The sequence below is a fragment of the Streptomyces sp. NPDC047869 genome, from assembly GCF_040704065.1.
In the GTDB taxonomy this organism is placed as follows: domain Bacteria; phylum Actinomycetota; class Actinomycetes; order Streptomycetales; family Streptomycetaceae; genus Streptomyces.
On the sequence record NZ_JBEYRK010000004.1, the window covers coordinates 288,539 to 311,308 of the forward strand.

A 22,770-nucleotide genomic window follows, 5' to 3' on the forward strand; every position below is an offset into this window, starting at 1 on the left:
TTACTAGTTGCGGCCGGAATGGCCAGGTGTCGCGTTCGTGTGGCCCGCGTCTCAAAGCGCAGGTCAGGAGGGGTGCATGAAGGGATGTATCGGGCAAACGGGACTACGGCCCCGGATCGTAGGTGACCTGCGTCATGTGGGGTGCTTCACCGGCTTCCTGACGGCCCGGACACGCGTCCTCACCCAGCGGGAGCGTCGAACGTGACCGCGGTCTCGAAGGCGGCGCGCCGTGTGGCCCGGCGCAGCGCCCGCAGCAGCACCGGACCGAGCGCGAGGGTCAGCACGACCGTGCACAGCGCCCGGCCCAGGTCCCAGCCGAGCGAGGTGGCCAGGCAGTAGGCGGCGAACCGGGCCAGGTTGGCGGCGACCGAGGCATGCGCGTCGAAGGCGATGTTCGAGGTGCCGGAGCCCATGAAGGGCCAGCCGGCCAGGTTCATGACCGTGCCGTAGGCGAAGGCGGCGCAGAAGCCGTAGGCGGCCAGCAGCAGCAGTTCGGCCCGGCCGCGCAGCCGGCCCTGCCCCGGCAGGAGCCCGGCGCCCATGGTGAACCAGCCCATCGCCAGCATCTGGAACGGCAGCCAGGGCCCGACCCCGCCGGTGAGCAGCGCGGAGGCGAACATCGTCACCGAGCCGAGGACGAAACCGAAGCCGGGACCGAGCACCCGGCCGCTGAGCACCATCAGGAAGAACATCGGCTCGATCCCCGCCGTCCCCGCGCCCACCGGGCGCAGGGCCGCGCCCGTCGCGGCCAGCACACCCAGCATCGCGACCGCCTTGGGCCCGAGGCCGGACTCGGAGATAGTCGCCGCCACGACCGCGATCATCAGCAGCAGCAGACCGGCGAACAGCCAGGGCGCGTCCTCGGCGTGCGCGCCGAGCCGCGAGGCGGGCGGCGCGAGGAAGGGCCAGAAGAACGCCACCACGCCGACCGCGCTGACCAGGCCGAGCGCGGCGAGGGAGCGCGGACCGAGGCGCACGGCCCGGACCGGACGGGCGGCGGGGACCGGGCGGGGAGCGGGAGCGGGGGTCATGCGAGGGCCTCCCGGACCTCGGCCACCGTCAGCCATCGCTGCGGGGCGAGGATCTTGGTCACCTGCGGGGCGAAGGACGGCGACGAGACCACGATCTCCGCCGTGGGGCCGTCGGCGATCACCTCGCCGTCGGCGAGCAGCACCACCCGGTGTGCGATCTCCGCCGCCAGTTCCACGTCGTGCGTGGCGAGGACGATGGCGTGTCCCTCGGCGGCCAGCTCGCGCAGCACGGCGACCAGCCGGGCCTTGGCCGCGTAGTCCAGGCCGCGCGTCGGCTCGTCCAGCAGGAGCAGGGGAGGGCGGGCGGTCAGCACGACCGCCAGGGCGAGCGCCAGCCGCTGGCCCTCGGACAGGTCCCGGGGGTGGGTGCCGTCGGTGATGCCGGGCAGCAGCCCGGACACCAGCGCCCGGCAGGTGCCCGGCTCGGCGCCCGCGTCCCGGTCGGCGGCCGTGCACTCGGCTGCCACCGTGTCCGCGTACAGCAGGTCCCGCGGCTCCTGCGGGACCAGACCGACCCGGCGGACGAGTTCCCGGGGCGCGGTCCGGTGCGGGACGGCCCCGCCCACGCGCACCGAGCCGGCGGTGGGCTCCACCAGACCGACCAGGGAACCGAGCAGGGTGGACTTCCCGGCACCGTTGCGCCCCATCAGCGCGACCGTCTCACCACCGGCCACGCCCAGATCGACGTGCCGCAGCGCGGTGACCGGCCCCCGCCGGACCCCCAGGCCCCGCACCTCGGCGACCTGCGGGGCGGCGGTGGGCGAGGCGAGGGGCGCGGAGTTCCGCCGGAAGAGGCGGCGCCGGGGGGAGGGGAGGGCGGGGGGTGCTTCGGGCGCGGGGCGGTGAGCGGGGGCGCCCGGCCCGGGCGGGGCGGCTTCGGTGTGCGGCGGTTCCCCGTCGGCGGGCCGCCGGGGTCCGCCGAGGCGGTCGCGCAGGGAGGAGGCGCGGCGGCGGGCGTCCCGTACCGTCAGCGGCAGCGGCGACCAGCCCGCCAGCCGGCCCAGGCCCACCACCGGCGGGTACACCGGGGACACGGCCATCACCTCGGCCGGCTCGCCGTGGCGCGGGGCGGCGCCGGGGGCGGGCAGCAGGACGACCCGGTCGGCGTACTGGATCACCCGCTCCAGCCGGTGCTCGGCCAGCAGCACCGTCGTACCGAGGTCGTGGACCAGACGCTGCAGCACGGCCAGCACCTCCTCCGCCGCGGCCGGATCGAGCGCCGAGGTCGGCTCGTCGAGGACCAGGACCCGGGGGTGCGGGGTGAGGACCGAGCCGATCGCGACCCGCTGCCGCTGCCCGCCCGAGAGCGTGGCGATCGGGCGGTCGCGCAGGTCGGCGAGTCCCAGCAGGTCCAGCGTCTCCTCCACCCGGCGGCGCATCACCTCCGGAGCGAGCCCCAACGACTCCATGCCGTAGGCGAGTTCCTCCTCCACCGTGTCCGTCACGAAGTGCGCGAGCGGATCCTGGCCCACCGTGCCGACCACGTCGGCGAGTTCGCGCGGCCGGTGGGTGCGGGTGTCCCGGCCGGCCACGGTGACGCGTCCGCGCAGGGTGCCGCCGGTGAAGTGCGGCACCAGCCCGCTGACCGCGCTCAGCACGGTCGACTTGCCGACCCCGGACGGGCCCACGAGCAGCACGAGTTCGCCCTCGGGCACCTCGAAGTCCACACCCTGGACGGTCGGTTCGCCCGCGCCCTCGTACGTGACGCTGACATCCTCGAAGCGGATCACGACGGCTCCTCGACGGGCTCGGGTACGACGAAGGCGGGCAGCAGCGCGAGCAGTACGGCCGCGGCCGGCCACAGCGGGAGGGCGGGCGCCACCAGCGGGACCACTCCGGGATGCAGCGCGTCCGGATCGCGTACCGCGGCGAGCGTGAGCAGCGCGGCGACTGCGGCCCCCGAGCCCGCGACCAGCCACGCCCGCACCCCCCACGGATCCGGCCGGTACCGGGTGCGCGGGGAGCGGCGGCCGCCCAGGCGCAGGCCGGCCAGCGCGGCGGCGACCCCCGCGCACAGCACCGGCACCCCGTATGTGCCGCCCTCCGCCGTCAGCAGCCCGTACGTTCCCGCGCACACGCCGAGCAGCCCGCCCAGGGTGAGCGCGGTCGTCGTACGGCGTACGCGGGCCGGGACCTCGGCGGTACGGCCGTAGCCGCGGGCGTCCATCGCGGCGGCCAGCGCGACCGAGCGCTCCAACGCGCCCTCCAGCACCGGCAGTCCGACCTGCAGCAGGCCCCGAACGCCCCGGTCCGGACGGCCGCGCAGCCGGCGGGCGGCGCGCAGCCGCTGGACGTCGGCGATGAGGTGGGGCGCGAAGGTGAGCGCGACGACCACGGCCACGCCCACCTCGTACAGCGCGCCGGGCAGGGACTTCAGCAGCCGGGCCGGGCTGGCGAGGGCGTTGGCGGCACCGACGCAGATGAGCAAGGTGGCCAGCTTCAGGCCGTTGTAGCCGGCGAAGAGCAGCGCCTCCGCGGTGACCCGGCCGCCGAGCCGGATGCCCTGGGCCCAGTGCGGGAGCGGGATCTCGGGGAGCGTGACCAGCACATGGGTGCCGGGGATGGGGGAGCCGAGGGCGACGGTGAACGCGAGGCGGATGAGGAGCACGGCGACGGCGAGCTTGGCGAAGGCGGCGTAGGAGCGGGACCAGGGTGAGGGGGAGCGGTGGGTCGCCACCACATAGCCGGTCGCGGCTGTCAGCAGGGCAAGGAGCAGGGGGTTGGTGGTGCGGGTGGCGGCGGTGCCGAGGCCGAGGGACCACAGCCACCAGGCGCCGGGGTGCAGCGGTGCGCGGCCGTGCCGGGGCCGGACGGGAGCGGATCCCGCTCGCCCGCGCTCCTTGGGCGCGACCGCGCCCGGCGTCCCCGCCCCGGCGGTACGGCCGCCCGCGGTGGCGGCGGGGCCGCTGTCCACGGCCGCGGTGGCACGGCCTTCCGCGGCCGCGGCGGTACGACCGCCCGCCCGCGCGGTGGCCGCGGTGGCGGCGCCGCCACGGCTACGCATTCCCGCGCCGCCGCCGGGACTGCCACACCGCCACCCCGGCCAGCACCGCGACCACGCCGGCACCGATCGGCAGTCCCAGCGAGGGGCCGCCGTCCGGCTCGGGCTTCTGCGCGGCCTTCGCCGGCTTCTCCTCCGCGGACACCTGCTCCCCGCACCCCTTGTGCGGATATCCGGCGATCGCGCACAGCAGGGCGTTGCTGTCGTAGCGCAGGGGCCTGGCGGCCGAGGCCAGCGCCTCGGCCGTCGTCGCGTCGGGGGAGACCCGGGCGCAGGCCGTGCGGCGTTCGGGCGGGGTCTCGCCGGAGGGGGCGTCCGCCGGCGTGCCGAAGTCGATGACGAGGGCCACCCGCTTCGTGCCCGCCTTCGCGGGCGTGCCGGCGCAGATCGTGGCGAAGTCCGCCGTGCCGCGCGGCCGGGTCGCGTCCTGCGAGTCCTCGCTCACCGCGAAGCGCAGGCCCTGGACGGCGCCGTCGTCGGGACGGGCGGTCGAGGGGCCCTCGGTGGCGTACGACCAGTGTCCGCCGGTCCGCTCCCAGAACGACCAGTAGCGGTACCCGGCGGCCTGAGCCTGCGCCGCGCCGGCCAGGACGACGAACGCGGCGAGGAGCAGGGCGGCGGCACGGCGGACGGCGGTCACGGCTGCTGCTTCTTCCGGCGGCCGCTGAGCAGGAAGCCGATGCCGATGCCGGCCACGAGGCCGACGCCGACGATCCACCAGACACCGGTGTTCGAGTCGGTCTCGGCCCGCTTGCCGGACTCCTCGGTGTGGGCGGCGGTCCCGCGCGGCGCAGGGCCGGTGGCGTTGAGCGACCGCACCAGGTCGGTGCCGCCGAAGTGCCGTGCGTCGGCGCCGAGCGCGTGCGCGGCGAGGATGAGCTGGGCGTAGGCGGCCGGGCCGCTCTGCCGGGCCCAGCCGGCCGCGTTCTTCTCCAGCCAGCCGTACGGCTTCTTCGCCTGCGTGTTCCAGCCGTCCGCCGCGAGCGCGACGACCGTGTCCGCGGTGTTGCCGTAGTCGGGCTGGTCCTCGGCGCCGGGCAGCGCCGACTTGAGGTGGCCGGACCCGGCGACGGCGTGGGTGAGATACGCGGCGGCGTTGTCCGCCACCCGGGTCTCGGTGGCCCTGCCGGAGGACGAGCAGACGGGAGCCTTGTCGCGGGCCTTGCCGGGCCCGTTGACGAACCCCTTGCCGAGGGCGCCCAGCACACCGGCCGCCGTGGCGTCCGCGTTGGCGACCAGGCGCCCCTTCTTGTCCGGCTGGTAGGCGAGGGCGCCGCCGCCGTCCTCGTCGCAGGCGAGCGCCCGTGCGCTCAGCAGGTCGTACGGGGTGCCCTTGCCGGCGCGGAGCTTGCCGGGGTCCTCATCGGCTCCGGCGAAGGCGCCGATGACGACGGAGGTGGAGTTGGTGTCGCTCGGGCTGCCCGGCGTGTAGCCCCAGCCGCCGTCCTCGTTCTGCGCGTTCTTCAGCCAGACCAGGGCCTTGCGTATCTCGGCGCCGTGTCCGCCGAGCGCCTGCAGGGCCTGGACGGCGGCGGCCGTGCTGTTGGTGTCGGGCTGGGCGCCGCCCTTGCCCTCGCAGGGCTTGGCCGTGTCCGCCCGGAACGCGGCGAAACCGCCCTTGGCGCACTGCTGTCCCACCAGCCAGTCGACGGCCGAGGCGGCGGGCCGGTAGCCGAGGGTGCGCTGGGCGAGCAGGGCCAGGGACTGGCGCCACACGCCGTCGTACGTCGGGTCGGACTTGCCGAACAGCCCGGACGGGACCGCCACCTTGGGCGAAGCGGAGGGGGACGTGTCGGCGGCCGTGGCGGGCGCGGCGGCGGCCAGCACGCCTATGGCGGCGAGAGCCGCGGCACTGCGGCGGACGTTCATGGTCGGCGACTGCCTCTCCTGCGGGGGAACCGGCAGCGCACGGGAAACACCCCGGGCGGCTCGGCTCCGTAAACCTCGACGGTGCCGTGCGCGGCGGGTCGCCGCACACGTGAGCCGGTCAACGTCCCGTACGAGGCGTTCCGGCTCACCGTCGGGTGGACGAACGGCTCACGGTTGCGGGTCAGCGCCGGAATTGCACCGGCTTCCCCCCGTACGGGTGTGATGACGACGCCGCCACTTTACCGGCAGCCCCGCGGGGGCTGTTGAGTGGCTGTGAGCACACGGGCCCGGTGACCGGGGCCACGGCTGGACCGGGAGGGATTCGACGCCCGTGCCGCAGCGCCCGTCCCGGCGGCCGCCCTCAACGCGCCCTCGGGCCGGCCTCCGGATCCGGCAGGTCCATCAGCCGGCACACCGTTTCGATGTCGACCTTCACCTGGGCGATGGAGGCGCGGCCCGAGAGCCAGGTGATCAGGGCCGAGTGCCAGGTGTGCTCTATGACGCGGACCGCCGAGAGCTGTTGCGGCGTCGGGTGGTCCAGGCCCATCGCGTCGAGGATGATCGCCGTGGTCTGCCGGGAGACCTGGTCGACCTCGGGGGAGACGCTGCGGTCGGCGAAGGTGAAGGCGCGGACCATCGCGTCCGCCAGTTGCGGCTCGCGCTGCAGGGCCCGGAACGCCCGCATCAGGGTCTCCGCGACCCGGTCCGCCGGCGAGTCACCCGCCGGCGGCTTCTTGCGGAGGGTGCCGTGCATGTGCTCCAACTGATCCTGCATCGTGGCGACCAGCAGATGCACCTTCGACGGGAAGTACCGGTACAGGGTGCCGAGGGCGACCTGCGAGGACTCCGCGACCTCCCGCATCTGCACGGCGTCGAAACCGCCCCGGCTCGCCAGTTGGGCACTCGCGTGCAGGATCCGGCGGCGGCGGGCCTCCTGCCGCTCGGTCAGCGGTGCCGTGGGGGGCCGGACACTCCCGGCTTCCAGCTTGGATTCCGCAGGCATGGGTCCCGCTCCGTGACAGTCGGTGAGGACATCTGTAGGGCACGTGATCATCCAGCATGGCGGGAGGTTCGCGCCGTGGCGTGAATCACCTGATCCACTGCTGTCAGGGCCCCTACCTGCCGGTAGATTCAGAGCCTCTTGAACGATCAAGTCTGAAACTTGTTCTAGATTAGCGTCCCGTCATAGTGTCGCGGGAAAGTGCAGGGAGAAGGGGACCCGGAGTGACCGTTGAGGCCAGTCAGGCGGGGCCCCGACCGGAGCTCGCAGCAGACGGAGGACGAGCGCTGCGCATCGCGCTCCTCACCTACAAGGGGAACCCGTTCTGCGGCGGCCAGGGCGTCTACGTCCGGCACCTCTCCCGCGAGCTGGCCCGCCTCGGCCACCGCGTCGAGGTCATCGGCGCCCAGCCCTATCCGGTGCTCGACGAGGGATACGACGGCCTGAGCCTCACCGAGCTGCCCAGCCTCGACCTCTACCGCCAGCCCGATCCCTTCCGGACCCCCGGGCGGGGCGAGTACCGGGACTGGATCGACGCCCTCGAGGTCGCCACGATGTGGACCGGCGGCTTCCCCGAGCCGCTCACGTTCTCCCTGCGCGCCCGGCGCCATCTGCGCGCCCGCCGCGGCGAGTTCGACGTCGTCCACGACAACCAGACGCTCGGCTACGGCCTGCTCGGCGACATCGGCGCCCCCCTGGTCACCACGATCCACCACCCCATCACCGTCGACCGGCAGCTGGAGCTGGACGCGGCCGAGAGCCGGCAGCGCCGGCTGTCCGTGCGCCGCTGGTACGCCTTCACCCGGATGCAGAAGCGCGTCGCCCGCCGCCTGCCCTCGGTGCTCACCGTCTCCGGCAGTTCCCGCCAGGAGATCGTGGACCACCTCGGCGTCCGCGACGACCGCGTCCACGTGGTCCACATCGGCGCCGACACCGACCTCTTCGCGCCGAATCCCGCCGTCGCCGAGGTGCCCGGCCGGATCGTCACCACCTCCAGCGCCGACGTCCCCCTCAAGGGCCTGGTCTTCCTGGTGGAGGCCCTCGCCAAGGTGCGCACCGAGCACCCGGCCGCCCACCTCGTCGTCGTCGGCAAGCGCCCCACGGAGGGCCCCGTCGCCCAGGCGATCGAGCGCTACGGCCTCGAAGACGCCGTCGAGTTCGTCAAGGGCATCTCCGACGCCGAACTGGTCGACCTGATCCGCTCGGCCGAGGTCGCCTGCGTGCCCTCGCTGTACGAGGGCTTCTCGCTGCCCGCCGCCGAGGCCATGGCCACCGGCACCCCCCTGGTCGCCACCACCGGCGGCGCCATCCCCGAGGTCGCCGGACGCGACGGCGAGACCTGCCTCGCCGTGCCGCCCGGTGACGCGGGGGCCCTCGCCGTCGGGCTGGTCCGGCTGCTGGGCGACCCCGCGCTGCGCGAGCGCCTCGGCCGCGCCGGCCGCGAGCGGGTGCTGAGCCGCTTCACCTGGGCCCGGGCCGCCGAGGGAACGGTGGCCCGCTACCGGGAGGCCATCGCCGGCCACGGCGGCCGCACGGGCGTCCAGGACCGGCCCGGCACCCCGCCCGCCGCCGTCCTCCGAGAACCACTCGCCTCCGACCGCGCAACCTCCGACCGCGAAAGCAGGGCCACGTGCTGACCGTCGACTTCTCCCGGTTCCCGCTCGCCCCCGGCGACCGTGTCCTGGACCTCGGCTGCGGGGCCGGCCGGCACGCCTTCGAGTGCTACCGGCGCGGCGCGCAGGTCGTGGCCCTGGACCAGAACGCCGAGGAGATCCGCGAGGTCGCCAAGTGGTTCGCGGCCATGAAGGAGGCCGGTGAGGCGCCGGCCGGCGCCACCGCCACCGCCATGGAGGGCGACGCCCTCGCGCTGCCCTTCCCCGACGAGTCCTTCGACGTCGTCATCATCTCCGAGGTGATGGAGCACATCCCCGACGACAAGGGCGTCCTCGCCGAGATGGTGCGCGTGCTCCGGCCCGGCGGCCGCATCGCCATCACCGTGCCCCGCTACGGCCCCGAGAAGGTCTGCTGGGCGCTGTCCGACGCCTACCACGAGGTCGAGGGCGGCCACATCCGCATCTACAAGGCCGACGAGCTGCTGGGCAAGGTCCGCGAATCCGGCCTGCGGCCGTACGGCAGCCACCACGCGCACGCCCTGCACTCGCCCTACTGGTGGCTGAAGTGCGCGTTCGGCGTGGACAACGACAAGGCGCTGCCGGTGCGGGCGTACCACAAGCTGCTCGTCTGGGACATCATGAAGAAGCCGCTCGCCACCCGGATCGCCGAGCAGGCGCTGAACCCGGTCATCGGCAAGAGCTTCGTCGTCTACGCCACCAAGCCCCACCTCCCGCGGGTGGACGAGACCTCCGAGGCGGCCGCCAAGTGACCACCCCCCGGACAGAACACCTCGTCCTGCCCGGGGTCCTCACCGCCGAGCAGGCCGCCGCGACCGTGAGCGGCATCCTCGCCGTACAGCGGGAGGACGGCGCGATCCCCTGGTTCCGCGGGCACCACCTCGACCCGTGGGACCACGCCGAGGCCGCCATGGCCCTGGACGCGGCCGGCGAGCACGAGGCCGCCGAGCGGGCGTACGACTGGCTCGCCGCCCACCAGAACGAGGACGGCTCCTGGTACGCGGCGTACGCCGACGGCGCCCACGACGACGTCACCGACCGCGGCCGCGAGTCCAACTTCGTCGCCTACATAGCCGTAGGAGTCTGGCACCACTACCTGTCCACCGGCGACGACACGTTCCTGGACCGCATGTGGCCCACCGTGTACGCGGCGGTCGAGTGGGTGCTGCGGCTGCAGCAGTCCGGCGGCCAGATCGGCTGGCGCCGCGACGACGACGGCACCCCCACGGCGGACGCCCTGCTCACCGGCAGCTCCTCCGTGCACCACGCGCTGCGCTGCGCCCTCGCCATCGCCGAGCAGCGCGAGGAGCCGCAGCCGGACTGGGAGCTGGCGGCCGGAGCGCTGCGCCACGCCATCCGCCGGCACCCCGAGCGCTTCCTCGACAAGGACCGCTACTCGATGGACTGGTACTACCCGGTCCTCGGCGGCGCGCTCACCGGAACCGAGGCCAAGGAGCGGATCGAGGCGGACTGGGACCGCTTCGTCGTCCCGGGTCTGGGGGTGCGCTGCGTCGTCCCCAACCCCTGGGTGACCGGCGGCGAGTCCTGCGAACTCGCGCTGGCCCTGTGGGCGACGGGCGAGTCCGACCGCGCGCTGGAGATCCTGCAGTCGGTGCAGCACCTGCGGGACGCGGAGAGTGGCCTGTACTGGACGGGCTACGTCTTCGACGACGACGCCATATGGCCCCGCGAACTCACCACCTGGACGGCGGGTTCGCTGCTACTGGCCGTCGCCGCGCTGGGCGGCCACGACGCCACCTGCGCCGTCTTCGGCGGGGAGTACCTGCCGTCCGGGCTCGATCCCGACTGCTGCGACTGACGGGCGACGGCACGTTGGGTCGACGACCGGCTACCCGGCGTGCCGAACCGGACCGAGGTATGCGCATGTTGCGAAATATGCCCATGTTTCGGATGAGGTGCGTGAGGTCACACGGCTCCACGGAGCACACGGACCAGACGCGACACCTCCACGGGAGGACACCGTGCCCGTACCGATACGCCACATCGCCGTGGCCCTCACCCTCTGCTGCGCCCTGCTCGCCGGCTCCACGGCCTACGCCTCCGGCCACGACACCTCGCAGCGCAACCCGACGGCCGCCGTCGCGGCGGCCGAGCCCAGCCCCAGCACCTCCGCCGAGAAGCAGAAGTTCGCCAAGACCCGGTTCGTGGCGAACGCGGGCCTGGCGGCCGGAGCCGTCTACCAGTGGATCTACAAGCCGTACAAGGCGGGCAAGTTCAAGAAGGGTGCGCACGGCCGCAAGCTGACCCTCGTCAAGGCGGGTCTCGCCGGCGCGTTCGCGTACAACCGCCTGAAGGCGGCCGCGCGCAACGCCAAGGGTGATCCGACCCTCTCCAAGGCGATCGCCCCCATCACGGCGGGCATCGAGTCGCTGAAGAGCCTGCCCGCCAAGCTCCGCAAGGGCGATGGCTCGGCGGTCAACGACTTCAACGACGTCATCAACAAGGTGAAGGACGCCGGGAAGGACGCGGGCGCCGAGGTCAAGAACAAGGTGCCGTCCCTGTCCGAGGTCAAGAACGGTTCCTAGGACGGCATGCGCCCGGCGGTGTCCCGACTCCGCCGCAGCATCGGTTACCTGACCGTACGTCAAAAGATGTTCAGGAGAGGGCTGTACGGCGACGGCCCCCCGCCCGGAAGGGCGAGGGGCCGTGCGCTCGGGTACGGGCGGCGGCTCAGCCGCGCTGGATCCCCGAGGTGTCCTGCAGAACGCCGCGGCGGCCGTCCTGGGTCTGCGCCACCAGCGCGGCACCGCGCTGCTCGACGGCGAGGTACCAGGTGCCGGGCGCCAGTTCGGCGATCGGCGCCGCGCTGCCGTCCTCGGCGAACAGCGGGCGGGCCGCCGGCACGGCGAACCAGAACGGCGAGAAGTCCCCGCCGGCCGGCTGCGGCGCCGGGGCCGCCGGAGCGGGGGCCTGGCCGTACGGCTGGCCCGGCTGCGGCTGGGCACCGTAGGGCTGACCCGGCTGCGGCTGGGCGCCGGGGTAGCCGTAACCACCGGGCGGCTGGGCGCCGTAGGGCTGCGGGGAGGCCGGCTTGGGAGCCGGGACCAGCGCGGCCTGCAGGGCGGGGACGAGGGGAGTGGCGATGGCGGCGGCGGCCAGCAGCAGAGCGGCGATGAGGCCGAGGACGAGGCCGGAGCCCGCGCCGACGTCCAGGCCGCCGAAGCTGTCGCTGAACGCGCCCAGCGGGTCGATGATGGTCCAGAACGAGGTCCACGCGGCGAAGATCGTCAGTGCGACGCCGACCTGACCGAGGTCGAGGCCGATGACCTTGCGCGGCTGCGGGAGCGCCCGCGCGACGACGATCAGGACCGCGCCGGCGATGCCGCCGACGTACATGCTCATCACCAGGCCGAGGTTGTCCCAGGCGTTCGGGGTGTCACTGCCGGACTTGTCGAACGTGTCGAGGAACGACGCGATGAACAGCAACACCGCTGCTCCGATCACCACGCCGTCGCCTCGAGTGAGGGAGCGGATATTCACTTCAGCAGGTCCTTCGTAGGTCGTCTCGTCGTCGGAGGAGGCGTCGCCGTCACCAAGTCGCTTCCGGACTCCGGTGTGAAGCGCAGGGGTGGCCCCTCATCGTAGGGACGACACTATCGTCCGCACGATCACGCTGTCCGCCCGGATGGACCTGCCGATCGCTACCCGCGCAGGAAACTCACGATTCCCTCAGAGATCCCCTGCGCCGCCTTCTGCCGCCAGGCGCCGCTGGTCAGCAGCGCCGCGTCCTTGGTATCGCGCATGTTGCCGCACTCGATGAACACCTTGGGAACCGTTGACAGATTGAGACCGCCCAGGTCCTTCCGCGTGACGAGACCGGTGCCGTCGCCGACGTAGTTGGAGGGCGGCTCGCCGGTGAGCCGCAGATAGCGGCCCGCGATGCGGATGCCCAGGTCCTTGGAGGGGCCGGCGATGGGGCGGGTGTCGGCACCGCCCGCGTGCACGGACGCGGGCAGGATGACGTGGAAGCCGCGGTTGCCCTGCGCCGAGCCGTCGGCGTGGATGGAGACGGCCGCGTCGGCACGCGCCGTGTTGCCGATGCGGGCACGTTCGTCGACACACGGGCCCCAGGGCGGGGAGTCGCCGTCGTGCGTCAGTCTCACGGTGGCGCCCTGCCGTTCCAGCAGTGCGCGCAGCCGGTGTGCGACGTCCAGCGTGAACCGGGCTTCCGGGTAACCCGAGTTGGTGGAGGTGCCGGTGGTGTCGCACTCCTTGCGGTTCGTGCCGATGTCCACCTGGCGGTTGATCTCGGAGGGGTGCTGGAAGTTGCCGGGGTTGTGGCCCGGGTCGATGACGACGACCTTGCCGTTGAGCGTGCCGGAAGCGGCGGGGGCCGAACTGCCCGCCGGGCCAGGGTCCTTGGCGTCGTGGGCGGAGTCGCCGGTTCGCGAGGGCGCGGCCGACGGAGCGGACGCGGGGGCGGAGGAGGCGGCGGGCGGGGCGGAGCCCGCGCCGCCGGAGGCCCCGCCCGAACCGCCCGCCGTCTCGTACACGAGCCAGCCGAGCAGTGCCCCGGGCACCAGGGCGGCGAGCGCGACGGTCAGCGGTCCGCGCCGGGGCCGGCGCGGCTGCGGGGGATCGAAGTCCGGTCCTACGTACGACACGCCTGCCACCCTAACCGCCGTGCGGGGCGTCCACCCGGCCGTGGGGTCCCAACGGGCGAACGCCCCGGGGACCGCCGGTGACCGCGCCGGGGTCAGATACCCGGGCCGGTCCGCCGCAGCACGCGCAGCGACCCGGTCACGGCGGTCTCGGTGAACGCGCCCGATTCCAGGGCCCGCAGGTAGACCCGGTACGGCGCCTGTCCGGTGAACTCGTCCTCGGGGTGCGGGAAGACGTCGTGGATGACGAGGAGCCCGCCCTCGGCGACATGCGGCGCCCAGCCCTCGTAGTCGGCGGTGGCGTGCTCGTCGGTGTGGCCGCCGTCGACGAAGACGAGGCCGAGCGGGGAGTTCCAGATCGCGGCGATCTGCGGGGAGCGGCCGACGAGGGCGACCACGTGCTCCTCCAGGCCCGCCCGGTGCAGGGTGCGGCGGAAGGCGGGGAGCGTGTCCATCAGGCCGAGCTCGGGGTCGACGGTCTCCGGGTCGTGGTAGTCCCAGCCCGGCTGCTGCTCCTCGCTGCCCCGGTGGTGGTCCACGGTCAGCGCGGTGACGCCGGCCTCGCGGGCCGCGTCCGCGAGCAGGACGGTGGACCGCCCGCAGTAGGTGCCGACCTCCAGCAGCGGCAGCCCGAGCCGCCCTGCCTCGGCCGCGGCCGCGTACAGCGCCAGCCCCTCGTCCGCGGGCATGAACCCCTTCGCCGCCTCGAACGCGGCCAGGATCTTGGGCTTGGGTGCCGCGGGCATGGGGATTCCTCTCGGTCGTACGCGGTGCGGTCGTACCCGGTCCACCTGGTCATGGGGTCTTCCGGGCGCCGGGCGCCCCATGCTGCCGCACCCCCTGCCGGGCGGCGACAGGGGGTGGGTATGGCGTGCCTCTCAGGCGCCCGGGGCCTGTCGGGAGACCCGGCCTCCCGGGCGTCCGGACCTCCCGGCGTCCGGGCCGGACACCCGGGTCAGGCGCCGGCCGCCGCCCCGCCCGGCAGGGGCAGGTCCAGGTCGACCGGGCGGTCGTCGCCGGCGTGCGTCGCGGCCGAGGCCAGCGGCCCGTGCCCGGCGGCCTTGGCGGCCAGGACGTACGGTCCCTCGGCGGGGACCGCGAGGGCGTAGGAGCCGTCCTCCCCGGAAAGGGTGGCCCCGGCCTGGCGGCCCCGGCGGTCGATCAGGGTGACCTTGGCGCGGGCGACCGGGGTGCCGGCGGCGTCCAGCACCCGGCCGCGGAAGCCGCGCAGGACCTCCTCGGCGTGCCGGATGCCGGCCTCCTCCTCGCTGCTGGCACGCAGCTGGGTGTGCTGGGCCGGGCGCGGCGCCCGGGGCAGGAACACCGCGAGCAGCAGGCCCACCGCGACGGCGGCCGTGGCGATGAGGAAGGAGACGCGGAAGCCGTGCATGGTGGGGATCGCGACGCCGCCCACGTCGTTCGCCGTGTTGGCCAGCACCATGCCGATGACGGCGCTGGAGACGGAGGTGCCGATGGAGCGCATCAGGGTGTTGAGCCCGTTCGCGGCGCCGGTCTCCGAGGCCGGGACCGCGCCGATGATCAGCGCGGGCAGGGAGGAGTAGGCGAGGCCGATGCCGGCGCCGAGGACGACCGAGGTGATGATCGTCTGCCAGGCGGCGTCCATCAGGCCGAGGCCGCCGCCGTAGCCGATGCCGATGATCAGCAGGCCGATGATGAGGGTGGTCCGGGGGCCGTAGCGGGCCGACAGGCGGGCGTAGACCGGCGCCGTGAACATCATCGTCAGGCCCAGCGGGGCCACGCACAGACCCGCGACCACCATGGACCGGCCGAGGCCGTAGCCGGTGGCGCTGGGCAGCTGGAGGAGCTGGGGCAGGACCAGCGAGACGACGTAGAAGCTGACGCCGACCATGATCGAGGCCAGGTTGGTGAGCAGCACCTCGCGGCGGGCGGTGGTGCGCAGGTCGACCAGGGGCGCCTGGACGCGCAGTTCGTACAGGCCCCACAGCAGGAACACCGCGAGGGAGGCGCCGAACAGGCCGAGTGTCGTACCGGACGACCAGCCCCAGTCGCTGCCCTTGGTGACGGGCAGCAGGAGCAGTACCAGGCCGGCGGACAGGCCGAGCGCGCCGAGCAGGTCGAAGGAGCCCTTGGCGCGCATCGGGGACTCGGGCACGACGAGCAGGGTGAGGGCGATGGCGAGCGCGCCGAGCCCGGCCGCGCCGTAGAACAGGGCGTGCCAGTCGGTGTGCTGGGCGACCAGGGCGGCGGCGGGCAGGGCGAGGCCGCCGCCGACGCCGATCGAGGAGCTCATCAGGGCCATGGCCGAGCCGAGCCGCTCGCGCGGCAGCATGTCCCGCATCAGGCCGATGCCGAGCGGGATCGCGCCCATGGCGAAGCCCTGCAGGGTACGGCCGACGATCATGGTGAGCAGGGTGCTGGTGAGCGCGCTCACCAGGGCGCCCGCCACCATCACGGCGAGGCTGAGGACCAGCATGCGGCGCTTGCCGTAGAGGTCGCCGAGCCGGCCCATGATCGGGGTGGCCACGGCGCCGGACAGCAGGGTCGAGGTGAGGACCCAGGTGGCGTTGCTGGGGGCGGTCGCCAGCAGTTGCGGCAGGTCCTTGATGACCGGCACCAGCAGGGTCTGCATCACCGCGACCACGATGCCCGCGAAGGCGAGCACCGGGACCACGGCCCCGCTCGCCCTCCGGCCGGGCTGGTCGGTCGTCGTGTGCGTCATTGAGTTCGGCCTCCCGGGTGACATGAGTGCCGGGTAAACCTCGTATGCACGGGCAACTATTCCGTTGCTTCGGGCCCCTAACGAATCCTTGACCCACCCATGGGTTTCTGACCCTCCGTCAGCGGCTGCGGCGCCCTCGGGGGAGCGGGCCGGCGTTTTCCGGGAATCCTGCCCGGGCAGGCAACGATCCGGGCCGCCCGTGGACTCCTTTTGACATCCAGGAGGTGTTCACGGGGGAACGGAAGCAGGCTCGGAACGAGGAGTTCCGGAGCTTCATGACCGGCCGCCGGCCGCGGCTGATGCGAACGGCGTATCTCCTCACGGGGGAGCAGCACGCCGCCGAGGACCGGTCCAGTCGACGCTCGAGCGGGCTTACAAGGACGCGGAGGTGGCGAAGTGGCTCGGCGCCGACGAGGCCCCGCTCACAGCCACCCCTGCTGCCGGGCCTCCCGGACCGCCTCCGCGCGGTTGCGGGTGCCGGTCTTGCCGATCGCCGAGGACAGGTAGTTGCGGACGGTGGACTCGGACAGATGGAGCCGGCCGGCGATGTCGGCCACCGTCGCCCCGTCCACCGACGCCTTCAGCACCTCGCACTCACGGGCCGTCAGCGGATTCGGCCCGGCGCTGAGCGCGGCCGCGGCCAGCGCCGGATCGACCACGGTCTCTCCGCCGAGCACCCGCCGGACCGCTGCGGCCAGCTCCTCCACCGGTCCGTCCTTGACGAGGAAGCCGGCCGCCCCGGCCTCCATGGCCCGGCGCAGATAGCCGGGCCGGCCGAAGGTGGTCAGGATCAGCACCCGGCAGCCGGGCACCTCCTCCCGCAGCACGGCCGCCGCGTCCAGGCCGCTGATGCCGGGGAGTTCGATGTCCAGCAGGGCCACGTCCGGCCGGTGCAGCAGCGCCGCCGCCACGATCGCGTCGCCGGTCGACACCTGGGCGACCACCTCGATGTCGTCCTCCATGCCGAGCAGCAGGGCGAGGGCCCCGCGCATCATGCCCTGGTCCTCGGCGAGCAGGACTCGGATGTCGTTCACGGGCCAAGGGTAGCCAGAGCCGTCCATAAGGACTCCCCCTCGTTCGGTACCGAAGGGGTTGACGACCCCTCAGTAATGCGCAAACAATCGCCTCTGCATTTCCGGTAATTGTTCGGTATTTCGACGGCTGAATTGGTTCGGTATTTCGGTCGAACGGTGTCCGGTATACCGACCAGCCGTTCACGCACCACCGCTCACCAGGTACGGAAATCCGACTGCCCCCACGACCGACCGAGGTGCACCCGTGTCCCCCACCCCTCCGCGCTCCCGCCCGCGGCGGCCGAGCAGCGCCGCCCTGTCCGTCCTCGCGGTCTGCGCCGGCCTCGCCGCGCTGCTGTTCGGCACCGGCGCCCCGCCCGCCGCCGCCGCGAGTTCGCTGCCCTGCGACGTCTACGGCGCCGCCGGCACGCCCTGCGTCGCCGCGCACAGCCTCGTGCGCGCCCTGTACTCCTCGTACAACGGCCCGCTGTACCAGGTGCAGCGCGCCAGGGACGGAGCGAAGACCGGCATCGGCCCGCTGTCCGCCGGCGGATACGCCGACGCGGCCGCCCAGGACTCCTTCTGCTCCGGCACCACCTGCGTCATCACCGAGATCTACGACCAGTCCCCGCGCCACAACGACCTCACGATCGAGGGCGCGGGCGGAGCCGGCGCGGCCGACGTGGGGGCGCCCGCGGACGCCCTTCCGGTGACGGTCGGTGGCCACCAGGTCTACGGCCTGGAGATCTCCGCCGGCATGGGCTACCGGGACAACTCCACCTCGGGCGTGGCCGTGAACGGGCAGGCCGAGGGGATGTACATGGTGACCTCCGGCACCCACGTCAACAACCGCTGCTGCTTCGACTACGGCAACGCCGAGACCAACAACATGGACACCGGCAACGGCCACATGGACGCCATCAACTTCGGCACCGAGTGCTGGTTCGCGCCCTGCTACGGACAGGGCCCCTGGGTGCAGGCCGACCTGGAGAACGGGCTCTTCCAGTCGGACGCCGGGTACAGCAGGAACACCTCGAACACCGGCACCGGACCCATGCCGTTCGTGACCGCGCTGCTGAAGAACAACGGGCAGAACCATTTCGCGCTGAAATACGGCAACGCGCAATCCGGCGGACTCACGACCACCTATTCCGGCGGTGAGCCCACCGCCGGCGGCTACTCCCCGATGCACCAGGAGGGCGCGATCGTCCTCGGCACCGGCGGCGACAACAGCAACGGCTCCATCGGCTCCTTCTTCGAGGGCGTGATGACCTCCGGCGTCCCGACGGACGCCGCCGACAACGCCGTCCAGGCCGGCATCGTCTCCGCCGGTTACGGCGGCCCGACCGGCAGCACCGGGACCCTGACACCCGGTTCCGAGATCTCGCTGCGCGCGACCACCTCCTGCTGCACCACCGAGTACGTCCGCCACCGGCACGACACCGCGGTCATCTCGGCGGTGACGTCCGCCAGTTCCGCCCTAGACAGGAGCGACGCGACCTGGATCGTGCGCCGGGGACTGGCCGACGCCTCCTGCGTCTCCCTCGAGTCGCGGAACTACCCCGGTGACTTCCTGCGCCACTTCGACTACCGGCTCCAGCGACAGCCCATGGACGGCACCGCCCAGTTCCGGGCCGACGCCACCTTCTGTCCGCAGACCGGCAGGAGCGGCAAGGGCACCTCGTTCGCCTCGTACAACTACCCGACGCGGTACCTGCGCCACTACGACCACACCGTCTACATAGCGAGCAACGGCGGTTCCAACGCCTGGGACAGCAGCACCTCGTGGAGCGACGACGTGAGCTGGGCGGTCAGCTCTCCCTGGGCGCCGTAGCCGCCCCCACGGCAGCCGGCTCGGCCGGCTCCACCGGGAGTTCGGCGGTGACCGTGAAGCCGCCGCGCGGCGACGGGCCGGCCGTGAGACAGCCGCCCGCCGCCGCGAGGCGCTCGGTCAGACCCGCCAGCCCGGTGCCGCCGATGCCCTCCGCGGCGCGGGGTGCGGCCCCACCGGTGCCGTTGTCGGTGACGGTGAGCCGCACCTGCTCGACGGTGCTGTCGATGGTCATCTCACAGCGGGTGGCGTCGCTGTGCCGGACGACGTTGGTGACCGCTTCGCGCACCACCCAGCCGAGCAGTGCCTCGGCCGCCGGGGTGAGCGGGGTCCCGGACCGGCGCACCACCGGCTCCACGCTCGCCGCGGACAGCGCCGAGCGGGCCCGGGCCAGCTCGGTGGCCAGGCTGCCCTCGCGGTAGCCGGTCACCGCCTCCCGGATCTCGGTGAGGGCCTGCCGGCCCACCGACTCGATGTCGCCGATCTGGCCGAGCGCCGCGTCCATGTCGCGGGGGGCCAGCCGCCGGGCAGCCTCGGACTTCACCACGATCACCGACAGGGTGTGGCCGAGCAGGTCGTGCAGATCGCGGGAGAAGCGCAGCCGTTCCTTCTCCACCGCCCGCCGGGCCAGTTCCTCCCGGGCGGCGCGCAGTTCCCGCACGGCCTCGGACAGGCCGAGGATCGCGGCGGTCACCATGCTGGACAGGAAGGTCGCGTAGGCGATGTTCGTGGCGTCCGACCAGCCGCCGCGGACGGCGGAGACGGCGCCCGCGCAGAGCGTGAGGAGCAGGCCGACGCGGCCCAGCCACGGACCGCGCAGGGTGGCACCGGTCGCGAGCCCGAGCAGCGGGAAGAACATCAGCCAGCTCCCGCCGTACCCGAGCCCCAGGGCCGTGGTCAGCAGACCCATCAGCAGCAGCGCCACCCGGGTGGAGGGCGCCCGGCGCCTGTCCCGGTCGAAGGAGCGGAAGGTGACGTAGATGTACAGGGAGTTGAAGGTGAGCAGGCCCAGGCCGCCGATCCACGGGTTCGGGGCCTCGCCCTGGAGCAGGTTGGAGAAGGACCCCAGACCCATCAGCAGCCAGGGCAGCAGGGAGAAGCCGGTGGGAGGCGGCCCCGGGTGGTCGGCGGCCGCGTCCCCGCCGTTCTTCCGGGCCGCCCGCCGCGCGGCCCGGGAGCGCTTGATGTCCGCCCGCCGGCGGGACCGCGCCTCGCGCAGTTCCCGCAGCCCGCCTCTTGTCCGTGCCCACCACGACATGTCTCTCGTCCCCCGATCGAATGGTCACCGCACAGCGGCGGCGGTACGACGGCCAGCGTACGAACCGGGCGCCCGCTCACGGCAGGTCCGCGCGTACGGACTCCGGCAGGACAAATGTCACGGGTGCCGGCCCGGCGCGGCAGCGGCGGCCTTCCCAACCCATGAGCGCTCGGCTATACAGAGGGCGCCGCACCGGAACGCGTTGCGCTTCGGCCGGCCGATCTCAGCTCAGGAGTCCCATGCCCATCGACGCCGCCAAGGTCCTCGCGGCCGAGCCCCGTTCCGGCGAGATCACCTGGACCGCGAAGGACGTCCAGCTCTACCACCTGGGCATCGGCGCCGGCGTTCCCGCCACCGACCCCGGCGAGCTGCGCTACACCCTGGAGTCCCGGCTGCACGTCCTGCCGAGCTTCGCCACCGTCGCGGGCGGCGGTCCGCCGGGAGTGATCAGCGGCCTGTCCACGCCGGGCATCGAGGCCGACCTGGCCCGCGTCCTGCACGGCGGCCAGTCGCTCACGGTCCACCGCCCCGTCCCGGTGCGGGGCACCGCCACCGCCACCTCCCGTGTCACCGGCCTGTACGACAAGGGCGACGCGGCCCTTCTCGTGCTGCGCACCGACGTCGCCGACGCCGACGGCCCGCTGTGGACCGGCGACGCGCGGATCTTCCTGCGCGGTGAGGGCGGCTGGGGCGGCGACCGCGGCCCCTCCGCCCGCCCCGGCCCGCCCGAGGGCGAGCCCGACCGGACCGTCGACCGGCCGGTCCGCGAGGACCAGGCCCTCCTCTACCGCCTCTCCGGCGACTGGAACCCGCTGCACGCCGACCCCGGGTTCGCCGGGGCCGCCGGGTTCGAACGGCCCATCCTGCACGGCCTGTGCACCTACGGCATGACCCTCAAGGCGGTCGTCGACACGCTGCTCGGCGGCGAGACGAGCCGGGTACGGTCCTACGCCACCCGGTTCGCGGGAGTGGTCTTCCCCGGGGAGACCCTGCGGATCCGCATGTGGCGCGGGGAGGGCACCGTCCGGGTGACCGTGAGCGCCCTCGACCGGGACGAGGCACCCGTCCTCGCCGACACCGTCGTCGACCACTCCTGAGAAACGACGACGAACGACGACGAACGACGACGAACGACGACGAACCACGACGAACCACGACGAACGACGAGGAACGACGGGAAACGAAGGAGGGGCTTCCCGTCGTACGACGGGAAGCCCCTCCTCACCCCTTGCCGTCAGGCAGCCGCCTCGGCGGTCTCCCCGGCCGGCTTGCGGTGACGCCCACGCGGAGCCGTGTCACCGTCCTGGGCCGCGACCGGGCCCCGGTGGCGGCCATGGCCGTCCGCGTCCTGAGAGTCGGCAGACAGCGGCTGCGTCGTGCTGGTGTCGCTCATAGGAAGAATTCACCCCGTCAACATGATCTTTTACAGCCGGGCGAGTGTAACCAACCCACCTCCGGCCGGATCCAGGCGGGCGCGCCGACGGGCACTACTTCGTTACAAGACGTCCAAGAGGTGCCTCGCGCAGAGGCACCGGACGGACCGCCACCGGTTCCGGGGGATCCGGTACCGGCGTCCGCCGGGGCACCTCGGGCGCCTCGCCGGCCGTGCCGTCCCGGACCGGATCCCCCGGCCCCGCCGCCCCCGCCTCCCTCCAGGGCGCCGTCAGCTCCGCCACGCCGCACGGGACCTCCCCCGTGGCGAACGGCAGCCGCAGTGCCCCGTCCCGCGTCCACAGCCCGCACCCGGTCAACCACCCCTGCGGCGCGGGCAGATGGCAGACCCTCCGCTCGGCCGGCCGCCAGGTGCCGACCCAGCCGCCGAACGGCCCCTCCACGCGCAGCGCCACCGCGCAGTTCTCCGGCATCAGCACCTGCCCCGGCTGGATCGCGAACGGCGTCACCGAGCAGTCCGGCACACGCAGGCACTCCGGGAAGCGGACCGGCAGCGTGCTGCCCAGGACCCCCCAGCCCAATCGTTCCTGCCCGGGGGAGGGCGCGTCCGAGGAGATCAGCAGCAGCCCGCTGTCCGGATCGGCCAGCAACAGCCGGTCGTCGCTGCCGTCCGCGATCTGCAGCAGCGGCGAGACCTCGCCGCCGCGCCCCAGGTCCACCACCACCGTCTTGGTGCGCCCGTCCAGCTCCCGGTCCAGGGCGAGCAGCCGCCCGGTGCCGTCCAGCCAGACCCCGCCCGAGCAGCGCCCGGGGACCTCGGCCAGCGGCTCGGGCCCGGACGTGCCGCCCGCCACCAGCCACACCGCCGTGGCCCCGGCGCCGACGGCCAGGGCGTAGGCCCGCGCGCCGCCCGGCGCCGGGGGCAGCAGCGTGAGCCGGGTGCTGGGCTCCGGGCACTCCACCGCGCCCAGCGGCAGCTCACCGGTGCCCGGCCCGGTCGGGTACAGCAGGCAGAACGTGTGCCGGTGCCCCTCCACCAGCCGGTGGATCAGCACCCGCCCGTCGCCCATCGGCTGCACCTGCGTGCCGGGCTCCTCCGGCTGGTGGCCGGGCAGCGGCACCGCGTACGGCTCCGGGCCGTCCAGCGTCCAGCGCTCCGGGAACCAGGAGTCACCGTCCGGCGCGAGACGGGCGGCGTACGCGCCGTCCGCCGTGATGGCACACCCCGTCCCCGGCGCGCCGTCGCCCGCGCCGGACCGGTCGGTCGAAGGGGGTTCGATCGCACAGGCCGTCATCGTTCGGTCACCTCCGGCGACGAAGCTAGTTTTGTACGCACGGGCGGGGGAGCGGTGGACGGCGGCTTCACACATACGGGTGGCGCAGAAGCGATTCAGCTGAGGTTGCGGCGGCGCCTGTGCTGA

General features: G+C 73.6%; 19 protein-coding genes, 1 pseudogene and 1 riboswitch. Of the genes and pseudogenes, 7 read left to right on the plus strand and 13 right to left on the minus strand.

What is annotated here, in order from left to right; translation table 11 throughout:
• Positions 1–179: 179 nt before the first annotated feature.
• The 6 genes from AB0924_RS08185 to AB0924_RS08210 all read right to left on the minus strand — a co-directional run bounded on the left by AB0924_RS08185 (position 180) and on the right by AB0924_RS08210 (position 6,904).
• Positions 180–1,031, minus strand: a complete 852-nt coding sequence (locus tag AB0924_RS08185) for an ECF transporter S component (RefSeq protein WP_358927160.1) — start codon at positions 1,029–1,031, stop codon at positions 180–182.
• Positions 1,028–2,761: an ATP-binding cassette domain-containing protein gene (locus AB0924_RS08190; RefSeq protein WP_366910957.1), complete on the minus strand. Its 1,734-nt coding sequence runs from the start codon at positions 2,759–2,761 to the stop codon at positions 1,028–1,030. Before AB0924_RS08190 ends, AB0924_RS08185 begins: the two co-directional genes overlap by 4 nt.
• Positions 2,758–4,035 (minus strand): energy-coupling factor transporter transmembrane component T, encoded by a 1,278-nt coding sequence (locus AB0924_RS08195; protein ID WP_358927158.1) that lies wholly within the window; start codon positions 4,033–4,035, stop codon positions 2,758–2,760. The genes AB0924_RS08190 and AB0924_RS08195 overlap by 4 nt, the downstream gene beginning before the upstream one ends.
• Complete coding sequence (locus AB0924_RS08200; protein WP_366910958.1) at positions 4,028–4,672, minus strand: SCO2322 family protein; 645 nt, start codon at positions 4,670–4,672, stop codon at positions 4,028–4,030. Before AB0924_RS08200 ends, AB0924_RS08195 begins: the two co-directional genes overlap by 8 nt.
• Complete coding sequence (locus AB0924_RS08205; RefSeq protein WP_366910959.1) at positions 4,669–5,901, minus strand: prenyltransferase/squalene oxidase repeat-containing protein; 1,233 nt, start codon at positions 5,899–5,901, stop codon at positions 4,669–4,671. Before AB0924_RS08205 ends, AB0924_RS08200 begins: the two co-directional genes overlap by 4 nt.
• A gap of 134 nt (positions 5,902–6,035) precedes the next feature.
• Positions 6,036–6,109: riboswitch (cobalamin riboswitch) on the minus strand.
• Positions 6,110–6,262: 153 nt separating this feature from the next.
• A complete protein-coding gene (locus AB0924_RS08210; RefSeq protein ID WP_358927155.1) occupies positions 6,263–6,904 on the minus strand; it encodes a TetR family transcriptional regulator in 642 nt (213 codons plus the stop codon).
• A gap of 221 nt (positions 6,905–7,125) precedes the next feature.
• Here AB0924_RS08210 and AB0924_RS08215 point away from each other — a divergent pair, with 221 nt between their 5' ends.
• The 4 genes from AB0924_RS08215 to AB0924_RS08230 all read left to right on the plus strand — a co-directional run bounded on the left by AB0924_RS08215 (position 7,126) and on the right by AB0924_RS08230 (position 11,078).
• Entirely contained in the window at positions 7,126–8,538 is a 1,413-nt protein-coding gene (locus AB0924_RS08215) for a glycosyltransferase family 4 protein (RefSeq protein WP_366910960.1), read from the plus strand.
• The gene (locus AB0924_RS08220) at positions 8,532–9,284 is read left to right on the plus strand and encodes a class I SAM-dependent methyltransferase (protein ID WP_358927153.1); all 753 of its coding nucleotides are present in this window, start codon (positions 8,532–8,534) and stop codon (positions 9,282–9,284) included. The genes AB0924_RS08215 and AB0924_RS08220 overlap by 7 nt, the downstream gene beginning before the upstream one ends.
• Complete coding sequence (locus tag AB0924_RS08225; protein ID WP_366910961.1) at positions 9,281–10,351, plus strand: prenyltransferase; 1,071 nt, start codon at positions 9,281–9,283, stop codon at positions 10,349–10,351. The genes AB0924_RS08220 and AB0924_RS08225 overlap by 4 nt, the downstream gene beginning before the upstream one ends.
• 163 nt (positions 10,352–10,514) lie before the next feature.
• A complete protein-coding gene (locus AB0924_RS08230; RefSeq protein WP_366910962.1) occupies positions 10,515–11,078 on the plus strand; it encodes a hypothetical protein in 564 nt (187 codons plus the stop codon).
• Positions 11,079–11,223: 145 nt separating this feature from the next.
• On the opposite strand, the gene AB0924_RS08235 is transcribed toward AB0924_RS08230, so the two are convergent.
• From AB0924_RS08235 to AB0924_RS08250, 4 genes are all read right to left on the minus strand, one after another.
• On the minus strand, positions 11,224–12,033 hold the full coding sequence (locus AB0924_RS08235; RefSeq protein WP_358927150.1) for a hypothetical protein: 810 nt from the start codon (positions 12,031–12,033) through the stop codon (positions 11,224–11,226).
• A 161-nt stretch (positions 12,034–12,194) separates the two neighbouring features.
• Complete coding sequence (locus AB0924_RS08240) at positions 12,195–13,157, minus strand: N-acetylmuramoyl-L-alanine amidase (RefSeq protein WP_358927149.1); 963 nt, start codon at positions 13,155–13,157, stop codon at positions 12,195–12,197.
• 92 nt (positions 13,158–13,249) lie between these two features.
• Positions 13,250–13,900, minus strand: coding sequence for a class I SAM-dependent methyltransferase (locus AB0924_RS08245; RefSeq protein WP_366910963.1), 651 nt, complete (start codon positions 13,898–13,900; stop codon positions 13,250–13,252).
• Positions 13,901–14,109: 209 nt separating this feature from the next.
• Positions 14,110–15,855 carry an MFS transporter gene (locus AB0924_RS08250; protein WP_358927147.1) on the minus strand — a complete coding sequence of 582 codons (1,746 nt, stop codon included), beginning with the start codon at positions 15,853–15,855 and terminating at the stop codon, positions 14,110–14,112.
• Between the two features lie 275 nt (positions 15,856–16,130).
• Between AB0924_RS08250 and AB0924_RS08255 the strand changes: the two are divergent.
• Positions 16,131–16,231 (plus strand): annotated as a pseudogene (locus AB0924_RS08255) (SigE family RNA polymerase sigma factor); the annotation flags it as partial.
• A gap of 46 nt (positions 16,232–16,277) precedes the next feature.
• Here AB0924_RS08255 and AB0924_RS08260 read toward each other — a convergent pair.
• Positions 16,278–16,889, minus strand: coding sequence for a response regulator transcription factor (locus AB0924_RS08260; protein ID WP_366910964.1), 612 nt, complete (start codon positions 16,887–16,889; stop codon positions 16,278–16,280).
• Positions 16,890–17,133: 244 nt separating this feature from the next.
• Here AB0924_RS08260 and AB0924_RS08265 point away from each other — a divergent pair, with 244 nt between their 5' ends.
• Positions 17,134–18,702, plus strand: a complete 1,569-nt coding sequence (locus AB0924_RS08265; protein WP_366910965.1) for an alpha-L-arabinofuranosidase B — start codon at positions 17,134–17,136, stop codon at positions 18,700–18,702.
• Here AB0924_RS08265 and AB0924_RS08270 read toward each other — a convergent pair.
• On the minus strand, positions 18,680–19,957 hold the full coding sequence (locus AB0924_RS08270; RefSeq protein WP_366910966.1) for a sensor histidine kinase: 1,278 nt from the start codon (positions 19,955–19,957) through the stop codon (positions 18,680–18,682). The two genes, AB0924_RS08265 and AB0924_RS08270, sit on opposite strands and share 23 nt — an antisense overlap.
• Before the next feature lie 239 nt (positions 19,958–20,196).
• Here AB0924_RS08270 and AB0924_RS08275 point away from each other — a divergent pair, with 239 nt between their 5' ends.
• Positions 20,197–21,054 carry a MaoC/PaaZ C-terminal domain-containing protein gene (locus AB0924_RS08275; protein WP_366910967.1) on the plus strand — a complete coding sequence of 286 codons (858 nt, stop codon included), beginning with the start codon at positions 20,197–20,199 and terminating at the stop codon, positions 21,052–21,054.
• Between the two features lie 390 nt (positions 21,055–21,444).
• Here AB0924_RS08275 and AB0924_RS08280 read toward each other — a convergent pair whose 3' ends face one another.
• Positions 21,445–22,644: a hypothetical protein gene (locus AB0924_RS08280; RefSeq protein ID WP_366910968.1), complete on the minus strand. Its 1,200-nt coding sequence runs from the start codon at positions 22,642–22,644 to the stop codon at positions 21,445–21,447.
• Positions 22,645–22,770 lie beyond the last annotated feature (126 nt).

Excerpts from the sequence above, each read along its gene's own strand:
- AB0924_RS08245 (WP_366910963.1), bottom strand. The coding sequence starts at position 13,900 with ATGCCCGCGGCACCCAAGCCCAAGATCCTGGCCGCGTTCGAGGCGGCG.
- AB0924_RS08275 (WP_366910967.1), top strand. The coding sequence starts at position 20,197 with ATGCCCATCGACGCCGCCAAGGTCCTCGCGGCCGAGCCCCGTTCCGGC.
- AB0924_RS08195 (WP_358927158.1), bottom strand. The coding sequence starts at position 4,035 with ATGCGTAGCCGTGGCGGCGCCGCCACCGCGGCCACCGCGCGGGCGGGC.
- AB0924_RS08205 (WP_366910959.1), bottom strand. The coding sequence starts at position 5,901 with ATGAACGTCCGCCGCAGTGCCGCGGCTCTCGCCGCCATAGGCGTGCTG.
- AB0924_RS08270 (WP_366910966.1), bottom strand. The coding sequence starts at position 19,957 with ATGTCGTGGTGGGCACGGACAAGAGGCGGGCTGCGGGAACTGCGCGAG.
- AB0924_RS08185 (WP_358927160.1), bottom strand. The coding sequence starts at position 1,031 with ATGACCCCCGCTCCCGCTCCCCGCCCGGTCCCCGCCGCCCGTCCGGTC.
- AB0924_RS08280 (WP_366910968.1), bottom strand. The coding sequence starts at position 22,644 with ATGACGGCCTGTGCGATCGAACCCCCTTCGACCGACCGGTCCGGCGCG.
- AB0924_RS08210 (WP_358927155.1), bottom strand. The coding sequence starts at position 6,904 with ATGCCTGCGGAATCCAAGCTGGAAGCCGGGAGTGTCCGGCCCCCCACG.
- AB0924_RS08250 (WP_358927147.1), bottom strand. The coding sequence starts at position 15,855 with ATGACGCACACGACGACCGACCAGCCCGGCCGGAGGGCGAGCGGGGCC.